The following is a 9,931-nucleotide window of genomic DNA, read 5'->3' on the forward strand; positions in this document are numbered from 1 at the left end:
AACGGAATGCGTATCGGAGAGCTCGCCCAGCGGGCCGGGGTCAGTGTCCGCTCGCTGCGCTACTACGAGGAGCAGGGGCTGCTCCACAGCACCCGCAGCGCCAGCGGCCAGCGACACTACACGGACGAGGAGATCGAGCGCGTCCTGTTCATCCAGCGCCTGTACGCGGCCGGCCTGTCCAGCAGGACCATCGCCGCCCTCCTCCCCTGCGTCGAGTCCCCCAGCGAGGAGAACTCCGACGCCGCCCTCGACCGCATGGCCGAGGAACGCGACCGGCTCAGCGCGCACATCGAGGACCTCGTGCAGACCCGCGACGCCCTGGACGCGCTGATGGTCACGGCGCGGGCGTACCGCGACGAGGTGCTCGCACCCCGGAAGCGTCCGGAACTGCGGGCGGCCGCATCCGCCTGACCCATAGCGTCTGCCTGACCCGCGGCGCCCGTCCGAGGCGCGTCGTCCGTCCGGTCCGCGGCGCCCGTCCGGTCCGCGGCAGCCGCAGGCCCTACTTGGACTCGATGCGGCCCAGCGGGGAGGCGCCGTCCGCCAGCGCCTCGCGCACCGCCGTCCAGTCCGCCTCCCCGAGGCCGAGCGCGTGGCGGAGGTAGGCCAGCGTGACCCGCTGGACCAGGGCGACGCGCTCCGGGTTCTCGTCGGTCGTCTCGCGGACCTCGTGGCCGGCGATGCCGCCGAGCGAGTGCTCCGCCCCGAACAGCGTGAGCAGGCTCTCGCCGCCCGGACTCAGGACGTACGGGTCGGTGAGCCACTCCGGTCCCCTGACCGACAGTGGGGAGTCGTCCCGGTCCCCGGCGACGACGAGGGCCGGCGTGGTCATGTGCGCGAAGTCCGGGTTCATGAAGGGGAAGTGCTCGGCGGCGTACGGCGTGAGGTCGGCTCCGCCCTTCCCGGCCGTGGCGAGCAGCACGCCCGCCTTGACCCGCGCGTCGGACAGGTCCTCCGAGCGCCCGCTCACCGGGTCCATGACCCGCAGGCCCAGCAGGTTGCCCGCCGTCTGCCCGCCGAAGGAGTGGCCCGCCGCGGCGACACGGCTCCGGTCGGTGCGGCCGCCGAGACCGGGCACGGCCGCCTCCAGGACGTCCAGTCCGTCGAGGACCCGCACCATGTCCTCGACCCTGAACCGCCACAGTCGCGGTGTGCGCGGATCGTCCTGGGCGAGGCCCACCGTCCTGGAGTCGAGGTGGGTGGGCTGGACCACCACGAACCCGTGCGCCGCCCAGAAGTCGGCCAGGGGCCCGTAGCCGTCGAGCGAGGAGCCGAAGCCGTGCGAGAGGAGGACGATCGGCAGCCCGGTCCCGGTCACCGGCGCGGAGATCCGCACGCGCAGGTCCTCGCCGCGGTCCGGGGCCTGCAGCACCACCGGCTTCACCGAGACGACCGGGGCGGGMGCAGGTGCGGGTACGGATACGGGTGCGGTCATGGTTCCACTTCCTTGCTGCTGCGGGCGCGCACGGGTTTGGCGGCGGCTTCCCGCTCTGCCATCATGAAGAAACGGGACGCCGTCCCGGATACCTGACGAACGATACGGGACACTGTCCCGTTTAGCCAGCCCGGCATTCCGCGCGGGCAGTGGAGGACGAGTGGTGAACGGCAGCGAACAGGGCACGGGGGCCACGGCCCGGCCCAGGAGGGCCGACGCGCGGCGCAACGAGATGACCCTGCTCGAAGCGGCCGCCGCGGTCTTCGTCGCGTCCGGCGTGGAGGCGCCGATCCGCGACATCGCCGCCGAGGCAGGGGTCGGCACGGCCACGATCTACCGCCACTTCCCCACGCGCGCGGACCTCATCGTCGCCGTCTACCGCCATCAGGTGGAGGCCCTCGCCGAGGCAGGCCCCACCCTGCTGGCGACGGGCGAGGACCCGTACACCGTCCTCAAGCGGTGGATCGACCTGTTCGTCGACTTCGTCGTCACCAAACAGGGACTGGCCTCCGTGCTGCAGTCCGACGACCCCTGCTTCGACCCCCTGCACTCCTACTTCCTCGAACGACTGGTGCCCGTGTGCGAGGAGTTGCTCACGGCCGCGGCCGGTGCGGGGCTGATCCGGCCCGGCATGGACGCGTACGAACTCATGCGCGGCGTCGGCGGTCTCTGCGCGGGAGCGGGCCGGAACATCCGCTACGACGCCCGCCGGCTGGTGGGGATCCTCGTCGCGGGACTGCGTCCGACGGACTGAGCGCGCGCCGTCCCGGTGGCCTCGCCGGACTCGCTCCGGGCGTTGTCAGTGGCCTCCCCTAGAGTTCCCGTCACTTGATCAACGAAGTGCGGGGAGGCACTCATGGGGTGGGTCACGGCCGGTGATTACGAGGTCGGTCTCGACGGCGGAAAAGTGGTGTGCCGCAACGCGGCGGGACGGCGGCTGAAGTCCGTCCCCGCCAAACTCGCGGACGATCCGGCGGTCATGGGGCTGCGGCAGCTCGCCGAGTGGCTGGAGCGGCACGAGCGCCAGTGCCTCGCCGACGTCGAGAAGTGGATGGTGCGCTCGCTCCCGGTGCCCTTCGCCGTGCTCGCGCGGGTGTGGCCGGACCCCGCCTGGCAGAGCGCCCTGCGCGACCTCGTCGTCACCGGCCCGGACGGCGAGGTGGCCGGATTCCTCCGTGACGCCGACCTCGACCGCGGGCTCGGCCTGGTCGACCTCGACGGGGACAGCGTCCGCATCACCCCCGACCTCGTCCGCCTGCCGCACCCCGTCCTCCTCGACGACCTGGAGGAACTGCGGGAGTTCGCCGTGGAGCTCGGTGTCGAGCAGCGGGCCCAGCAGCTCTTCCGCGAGGTGTGGCGGCGCCCCGCCGCCGTCGACGCCGAGGCCACCTCCGTGGAGGAGTACGCGGGCGGCGCGTTCAAGCAACTGCGGTTCCTGCAGGGCCGCACCACCCAGCTCGGCTACCGCGTGCGCGGCGGCAACGCCGTCTGCCCCGTGCGGGAGGACTCGCGCGGCATCGAGGCCCGCGTGTGGATCGGCGACTACGACGGTTACGAGGAGACCGAGACCGGTCCCCTCCAGTGGACCGACGGCGCGGGCCACGTCCTGACACTCGGTCAGGTCGGGCCCGTGGCCTGGTCGGAGGGCATGCGCATGGCGGCCTCCCTGTTCGCCGGACGCGACATCGAGGACGAGGAGCAGGCGGCATGACGACGTACGCACACCCCACCGCGGCCGCGCTGCTCGACGCCGGCGCCGTCCTGCCCGTGGGCACCACCACCGGCGAGGACGCCGACACGCTCACCGTACGGACCTACACGCATCCGGCGCTGGACGGCCGGCTCGCCGTCCGGCTCGTACCGGGCACCCTGGGCGAGGCCGAGGACCTGGCCCTGGAGTTCCTCGGTCTGGTCCGCGAACCGGAGACCCCCGAGGTCGGGCAGGTGCGCCGCGAGACCCTCGGCTTCCCCGCCTGGGCCCTGGTCAACGACCCGGCCAACGGGCACCACGCCCTGGCGCTGGTCAAGGACGTGGAGCGGCTCGCGCGCCAGGCCAAGTCCCGTCCCGGCAACGCCAAGGACGGCTTCGAAGCGCTCGGCGAGCGGCTCGGCCGGGCCGTGCCGCACTTCCTGCCCACCTTCTACGAGCAGGCCGCGCGGGTCTTCCTCCAGCACGAGAACACGACGTACGCCGCCGCCTTCTTCGGCAAGGCCCGTGAGGCCGAGCGGGTGCACGCGCTGGCCGTCGACGAGGAGCGGCAGCGTGCCGTGTTCCTGGAGTTCGCCTTCGCGGGGGCGCTGACCGTCAAGGCGCTCAAGGAACACGTGCGGGACCTGTCCCGGCGGCTCGACCCCGCCACGGCGTGGGCGCAGTTCCGGCAGTTGTGCGTGGAGCGGTGCGCGGCCGGCATGCCGCCGTACGCGTCGCTGCCGCAGGACGCCCGCGCTCTCGTCAAGGCCGCCGGGCTCGACCGGGTCACCGAGGAGTGCGCGCTCGTGGCCGACCTGGTGGCCTCACCGGCCGCGGTACGGGCACCGGCCTCCTTCTGGACGGCCTACCGGGCCACCCTCGCCGTCCTGGGCGAGCAGCGGCCGTCCGTACGGGCCCGGCTGCTGGAGATCATGCCGACCGGCCTGGGCCGCGACGCGAAGCACGACGAGTTCTGGCTGGAGCTCCTCGCGGAGACCGGCGCCGACCGCCTCCTCACCGGCGAGGACACCGGACCCGGCGGAGACCACGAAGGCGACGGCGGGAATGGCGGTGTCGACGCCGCGGACTGGCTCACCCGCTGGTCCACCCACCGCAAGCACGGAGCCGCGGTCTCCGGGCGCTCGCCCCTCACCCTGCGGCTCGTCGAACGGATGGGACCCCGGCTGCGCGCCGACGGTCGGCCCGTGGACCTGTTCGCCGGACGCTGGTACGCCGGCGCGGACCTCGACCTGCTGGACCTGTGCGTGGCGCAGGGCGTCCCCCTCACGCTGCCCGGCGCCGACCAGCCGGTCCAGCTGCCCCTGGACCGCTGGTTCCGCGAGCGCCGGCCCGGTGCGCGCGACCTGTCCGCCACCGCCGCCGACCCGGGGTGCCGGAGCCTGCTGCTGCGCGCCATCGGTGCGCTGAGCGGTGACCGCACCCTCTCCTCCGGCCTGCTGGAGAGCATCGCCGCGCATCCCGTGCTCAACGACGTGCTGCGCGAATGGCTGGACGACGCGGCCGGGACGTTCGACGCGGCGACGGGACTGCCCGGCGCCCGCGCGGCGCTGCACCGCCTGCGCCCCTTCCGGCCGGTCGCCGCCCGGGTCGCCCCGCAGGCGGTCGCGCGCGTCGCACGGCACGAGGTCGCGCCGCTGCTGGGCCGCACCCTGCGGGCCGGGATCCTGGACGAGCTGGGCTGGCCCGCCCTCGACGAGGGGATGCGGATCCTGGACGCCGACACCGGCCGCAGGCCCGACGACCAGCTGCGCCTGACCGAGGCCTGGCCCGCGCTGATCCTCTCCCGCGGGCACAAGGTGGTCGTCGTCGGCCCGGACGGGGTGCTCCTCGACCACGACCTGCGCCTGCCCGTCGAACTGGACCGCTGGACGCAGCCCCAGTTCCGCTACACCGACGGCGAACTGCTGGTGGCGTGGCGCCAGGGCGACAAGCAGTGCGGCTACTGGTCCGCGCGCCCGTCCGAGGTGTTCACCCTCGGCGGCGAGCAGCTGTCCTACTGGTACAGCAGCGACCCCGGCGCCCCCTCCCTCCCGCTGCCCGGCGGCGGCCGGGCCACCGGCGGGCGCACCCTGCACGCCGGCGACACCGTGCTGCCGTCCGGCCGACCCGTCATCGGTGACGGCACGGCGTACTGGCGCCAGGGCCGGCAGGGCCGTCAGCAGGTCTGGCTGGAGTACGACCCGGCCACCGGGACCCACGGACGGGCGTCCCTGCCCGCCTTCCTGCGGTCGGGCATCCGCGAGGGAGCCACGCTGCTGCAGCACCAGTGCGAGGTCCTGCCGCTGCAACCCGGCCTGGAGCACAGCCCGTTCGGCACCGACGGCACGGTGCTCGGCCGCTGGGTGCGCGCGGAGGACACCGGGACCGGGACAAGGACAGGGACGAGGCCTGGGGCTGGGGCTGGGACTGGGACGACCGTCGGCACACCGGACGGCCGGACGGTCACCGTACGGGCGGCCGGCGTCCCCCTGGGCGCGCTGCGGCTGCCCGGCGGCGCCGGACCCGTCGCGGTGCAGCGGCACCAGCAGGTCGCGCTGCTGGCCGCCGACGACCTTTCGGCAGCCGGTGAGACCGGCCAGGTGACGCCCGGCCAGCGGGGCGGGGAGTTCGCGGCCGGCACCCGGCTCGTGCCGCCGGTCGCCTTCTGGCACGCGCTGCGTCCGCGGGACGAGCGGGCCTCCGCCGTGCTGCGCGCCTTCACCGACGAGACGGCGGCCGAGGTGCTGGCGGCCGCGGCCGCGGCGCTGGCCGAGCGCGACGCACTGATCGCCGCGGCAGGAGGTCCCTCGGCGGCGGTCGTCGACGGCAAGCCGACCGTCCCGGCGGTGGACCACTTCGTGCGGCGTGCCGTGTCGGCGGCCCTGCCCGGCCTCACCGACGAGCGGCTGCTCGCCGGCGTGTCCGCCCTGGTCCGCACGGCGCTCCAACTCGCCGGATCGGCGGCCTCGTTCGTGGCGCCGCCGGTGGAGAAGAAGCCGTCCGAGGCGCGCCGCGACGAGGAGATGTTCGCGGACTACCGCCCCCTGCACGGCGAGGACCGGACCCTGCGCGCGGCCACCGGCGGCATCGCCGACCTGGGAGGGTGGTGGGGAGGCGGCAGCGCGTGGACCACGCTGCGCCAGATCCGGGCCGTCAACCACGTGCTGTCCGGCCGCCCCGCCGACGGCAAGCCCCTGCCGGACCCCGCCCGGACGGGCGCCCTCGGCGACGGATGGCGCAGCGAGGAGCACACGATCCCCGGCATGGGCTCGGTGTGGACGTCCGTGCTGACCGTCCTGCGGCCCCTGGCCTACCGGGCCGCCTCGCCCACGCTGACCGACGCCGAGCGCGAGGCGCTGCTCCTGCTCCTCGAAGCGGTCGCCGAGGGCCCGCTGGCCGCCCCCGGGCACGGGCTGCGCGAGGTCGTGCTGAGCGAGCCGCACGGCAAGGACGCCCAGCAGCACCCGTACAACCGGCGCAACCAGCAGCAGCGGGTCGGCCAGGTGCTGCGCCGCGACGGCCGCACCGTCGTCGTCCTGGGCTGCCGCAGCGCCGGGCACGACCGGGTCGACTGGCTCGCCCTCGACCACGACCCGTCGGGCGCCTTCGGGGCCGTCGCCCACTTCACGCTGGAGGAGGCGACCGCGGTGCCCGTCGCGTTCCCCGAACACGGGCTCGCCGCCTTCGCCCGGCTGGTGCGCGACAAGGGCGCCGCCCCCTGGCTGCCGGAGGCGCCCGCCGCGTTCGCCGCCGCGCCCCGCGCGGGCCTGGGCCCCGTGCAGGCCGCGGTGCTGCTCGCCGCGCGTCCGCAGAACCCCGGCGCCGAGGCGCTCGCCACGATCGGGCTCAAGCCCAAACAGCTGGACCTGGGCAACGCTCGTCTGTCGACGCTCGGCCGGGAGGACGTCCGCGCACTCCTGTCCGCCCTGCTGCCCGAGGACCCCGCGCAACTGTGGACCGACGGCCCCGACCTCGCGGCCGCGGGACGGGTGTGGGCCGAGCGACTGGGTTCCGTCGTCCGGCTGCCCGAGGACCTCGTGGCCGACCTCGCCGGTCTGCCCGCCGGGTCCGCCGAGGCCGTGCTCAACCCGGCGCTCACCCCCTGGATCAGCCGCACCACGGTCCAGCGGCCGGACAAGGACGGCAACTTCGTCGCGGCGGACCCCGCCGCGCTGCCCGGGCGGTACGACCTGACCCGTGCCGTCGACGCGCTGGCCTCGCTCGCCTACGCCCTGCCGTACGGGCATCCGCTGCGCGCGTCCCTGCCGGCGGGCCTCGCCGCCCTGCGGCACCGCCTCGCCGATCCGGAACTGCTGCTCGACCTCGACGTCGGCTGGACGGAGAAGGGCGGCCCGACGGCAGCCGAACTGCGCAAGGCGTACGGTCTGCCCGCCACCGGGGGCGCCGACGCGCACGGCTCGACACCCGTCGGGGAGGCGCTCGTCCTGCGACCCTGGTACGGCGACCAGGAGGCCGTCCTGCTGCGTCCCGCCGCCCTCACCGGCCCGGACGACGCGGTCCTCGGACTGCTGGCGGGCCTGGTCGGGCCGGAGCGCGACAGCGGCCTGCGGGCACTGCGCGCGATCCTCGGCGACGAACTCGCCCGCGCACTGGCGGCCGGCCTCTCCCCCGAGGCTCCCGCCGGGTACGCGCAGGATCCGGGCCTCACCGCCCCCGCGCTGGTCACCGAGGTCGCCGGTGCCCACGGGCTGGGCGAGGACGCGGCGGCGCTCTACCTCCAGCTGCTGGCCCTGCCCGATCCGACGGACCGCAACTGCGCCCGCTGGACCGGCTGGAAGCCCACCCGGCTGAAGAAGGCCCGCGCCGAACTGGCCGCCACCGACCTGGTCGTGGAGGCGAAGCGGCCGCGTGCCGGGCGCACCCTCTTCCTGCCCTGCGGCTGGCGCGAGGTCAAGTCCCCCGCGCTGCCGGTGGAGACCTGGAAGGAGGGCCTCTACCCGGTCCGCTCGCACACGCGCGCCGTGCCCCTCCTCGCGGTGCCCGACCTGTTCGCCCGCGCCTGGCAGCGCGTCCAGGAGGGCGACGTGCCCGCCTACGAGCAGCTCACCACCCGCGCCACCCGCAGGGGCCGGCGCCGATGACCGCCACGCCCACCGCCATCCCGCCATCCCACCGGACGGACCACCGATGACCGCCAGATCACCCCGCCCGAGGACCTCTACGCCACGGAGCTGGCCTTCCTCGCCGCGTACGACGACGGACCGCGTCCTCCCGCCTGGCGGCTCACCCCGCGCGCCGTCGTCACGTTCGTCATGGGCAGCGACGGCCGGGCCCTGCGGCTGCCCGACGACGCGCAGGCGCCCGAGGGCGTGCCGCGGCGCCTCGTCGTCGGCGGCAAGTTCGTCGGCGACCGCGCCCTGGTCGAGCGGTGCGTCGTCACCCTCGCCGGTGAGCGCGGGCTGCTGCTCGTCGGCGAGCCCGGCACCGCCAAGTCCATGCTGTCCGAGCTGCTGTCCGCCGCCGTGTGCGGCACCAGCGGCCTGGTCGTCCAGGGCACCGCGGGCACGACGGAGGACCAGCTGAAGTACGGCTGGAACTACGCCCTGCTGCTGGCCCAGGGGCCGAGCCGGCAGGCCCTGGTGCCCTCGCCCGTGCTGACCGCCATGACCCGGGGGGCCGTCGCCCGGGTCGAGGAGGTCACCCGCTGCCTGCCCGAGGTGCAGGACGCCCTGGTGTCGCTGCTCTCCGAACGGCGCATCGCCGTACCGGAGCTGGCAGGCACCGAGGACGCGCTGGCCCACGCGGCGCCCGGCTTCTGCCTCGTCGCGACCGCCAACCTCCGCGACAAGGGCGTCTCCGAGATGTCGGCCGCGCTCAAGCGCCGCTTCAACTTCGAGACCGTCGGCCCCATCGCGGACCTCGACGCCGAGACCGCGCTCGTACGTTCCCAGGCCCGGGCCGCGGTCGAACGGGCCGGAGCGGCCTTCCAGGTGGACGACGCCGTGCTGGAAGCCCTCGTCACCGCCTTCCGGGACCTGCGGGAGGGCCGGTCCGCGGAGGGCTGGGAGGTCGAGCGGCCCTCCACCGTGATGAGCACCGCGGAGGCCGTGTCGGTGGCGGGCGCGCTGGGGCTGGCGGCCGCCTACTTCCCCGGCGACCGCGACGTGCTCGACCTGCTGCCGGGACACCTGCTGGGCGTGGTCCGCAAGGACGACCCCGCGGACGCGGCCCGGCTGCGCGGCTACTGGGACGGTCCCGTCAGGCGCCGCGCCGAGCAGGGTTCCGCGACCTGGCGCACCCTGTGGGACCTGCGCACCGTCCTGGAGGACTGACCGCCGTGGCCCTCTCCCCCGACGAAGCCGTGGCGGTCCTGACCGACCCCGCGGCGCCCCACCTCATCGGCGTACGGCACCACGCGCCGTCCCTGGCGGCGGCCGTGCCCGCGCTGCTGGACGCGGCCGGGCCGGACGTGCTGCTCGTCGAACTCCCCGACGAGATGCAGGAATGGCTGCCCTGGCTGGGCCACGAGGAGACACGGGCCCCGGTCGCCCTCGCCGCCGCCCCCCGCGACGGGGGCGGCGGGCGGGGGCCGGCCTTCTACCCGTTCGCCGACTTCTCCCCCGAGCTCGCCGCCGTGCGCTGGGCCGCCCGGCACGGCGTTCCGGTCCTCGCCTGCGACCTGCCGCTCGCCGACCGGGCCTGGGACGCCGGACGGCACGCCCCGGGCGACCCGGACCCGCAGGCCGGCGACCGTGCCGGTGACGGCACGGACCGCTCCGCCGCCGGGCTCGCCGGCGCGCTGCCGACACTGCCCACGGGGCGCACCCGCGGCGGCCTCTGGGCCC

6 protein-coding genes and 1 pseudogene are annotated in these 9,931 nt (G+C 75.4%); 6 read left to right on the forward strand and 1 reads right to left on the reverse strand.

Annotated elements, in window-relative coordinates; genetic code table 11:
* Positions 1 to 6: 6 nt before the first annotated feature.
* The gene (locus tag FGF04_RS10050) at positions 7 to 411 is read left to right on the forward strand and encodes a MerR family transcriptional regulator (RefSeq protein WP_149510918.1); all 405 of its coding nucleotides are present in this window, start codon (positions 7 to 9) and stop codon (positions 409 to 411) included.
* Between the two features lie 91 nt (positions 412 to 502).
* On the opposite strand, the gene FGF04_RS10055 is transcribed toward FGF04_RS10050, so the two are convergent.
* Entirely contained in the window at positions 503 to 1,435 is a 933-nt protein-coding gene (locus tag FGF04_RS10055; protein ID WP_149510919.1) for an alpha/beta hydrolase family protein, read from the reverse strand.
* Positions 1,436 to 1,667: 232 nt separating this feature from the next.
* Here FGF04_RS10055 and FGF04_RS10060 point away from each other — a divergent pair, with 232 nt between their 5' ends.
* The 5 genes and pseudogenes from FGF04_RS10060 to FGF04_RS40955 form a co-directional block, all read left to right on the forward strand.
* The gene (locus FGF04_RS10060; RefSeq protein ID WP_223146368.1) at positions 1,668 to 2,189 is read left to right on the forward strand and encodes a TetR/AcrR family transcriptional regulator; all 522 of its coding nucleotides are present in this window, start codon (positions 1,668 to 1,670) and stop codon (positions 2,187 to 2,189) included.
* A 102-nt stretch (positions 2,190 to 2,291) separates the two neighbouring features.
* On the forward strand, positions 2,292 to 3,146 hold the full coding sequence (locus FGF04_RS10065) for a DUF4132 domain-containing protein (protein ID WP_149510921.1): 855 nt from the start codon (positions 2,292 to 2,294) through the stop codon (positions 3,144 to 3,146).
* Entirely contained in the window at positions 3,143 to 8,227 is a 5,085-nt protein-coding gene (locus FGF04_RS10070; protein ID WP_149510922.1) for a hypothetical protein, read from the forward strand. Before FGF04_RS10065 ends, FGF04_RS10070 begins: the two co-directional genes overlap by 4 nt.
* Before the next feature lie 57 nt (positions 8,228 to 8,284).
* A complete protein-coding gene (locus FGF04_RS10075; RefSeq protein ID WP_149510923.1) occupies positions 8,285 to 9,418 on the forward strand; it encodes an ATP-binding protein in 1,134 nt (377 codons plus the stop codon).
* Between the two features lie 65 nt (positions 9,419 to 9,483).
* Positions 9,484 to 9,931 (forward strand): annotated as a pseudogene (locus FGF04_RS40955) (DUF5682 family protein); the annotation flags it as partial.

This window comes from Streptomyces apricus (genome assembly GCF_008369065.1).
In the GTDB taxonomy this organism is placed as follows: domain Bacteria; phylum Actinomycetota; class Actinomycetes; order Streptomycetales; family Streptomycetaceae; genus Streptomyces; species Streptomyces apricus.

Excerpts from the sequence above, each read along its gene's own strand:
- FGF04_RS10050 (WP_149510918.1), top strand. The coding sequence starts at position 7 with ATGCGTATCGGAGAGCTCGCCCAGCGGGCCGGGGTCAGTGTCCGCTCG.
- FGF04_RS10060 (WP_223146368.1), top strand. The coding sequence starts at position 1,668 with ATGACCCTGCTCGAAGCGGCCGCCGCGGTCTTCGTCGCGTCCGGCGTG.
- FGF04_RS10065 (WP_149510921.1), top strand. The coding sequence starts at position 2,292 with ATGGGGTGGGTCACGGCCGGTGATTACGAGGTCGGTCTCGACGGCGGA.
- FGF04_RS10070 (WP_149510922.1), top strand. The coding sequence starts at position 3,143 with ATGACGACGTACGCACACCCCACCGCGGCCGCGCTGCTCGACGCCGGC.